Here is a 672-nt window from a genome sequence, read left to right as displayed (position 1 = left end):
CAGCGAGGTAACGGGCGTATGCCGCTTTGTCTTCATCGCTCGCACTGTCTGCCGGTTTCGCAACAGGCGCGGGAGCTGAACCTGAAGAATCTTGAATCGTCTCGACTTTACGACCGTAACCAAACTTAAACGCCGCAATATCGTACAGACCCCAAGTTGGCGTTTCATCCAACATGCTTGGTGCGTAGTCCATCGTCGAACTGTAAGCAGGAATGTTGTTCAAACCAAGTTGATGCGCTTGCTCTAGCGTGTAGTAGTTCGCTTTGTCATTTGAGCCTTTAAAGTTATGGCGCAGACCCATGTTATGACCAAGCTCGTGAACAAGCGTATTGCTGTAAGTCGCAACCGTAATCGCATCTGCTGCTTTCACTTGCAACTCTTTTGGTAGGTATTTCCAACGCTTAAGCTGACGCGATACTTCGTGACCGGCGTCATCGAGTTTGATCTCAAAGTAACGCTCGTCATCCAACTTCAAGTTGTCCAACATGGCCTTATTGGTTGAAGAAACCCACGACGCTTCGATTGGATAGACGTTGTTCTCTGCCCAGAAAGACAAACGGTTCTCTTCAGCTTCAACCACCTTTTCAAACTCCATGTCATCATTGAAGTTTTTCATTAGCTGAGTTGGGCTCTTCGTCGCTGCTTTTCCAGAAACGATGTCTTCTTTTGAAA

Annotated in this window: 1 protein-coding gene; it reads right to left on the bottom strand. The window is 47.3% G+C overall.

Annotated elements, in window-relative coordinates; translation table 11 throughout:
• The coding region (locus R7Z77_RS25910) for a M66 family metalloprotease (RefSeq protein WP_318137118.1) at positions 1-672 on the bottom strand (672 nt) is incomplete at both ends.

It is taken from the genome of Vibrio sp. 1401 (genome assembly GCF_033340295.1).
This window is presented reverse-complemented; position numbering and strand designations above follow the sequence as displayed.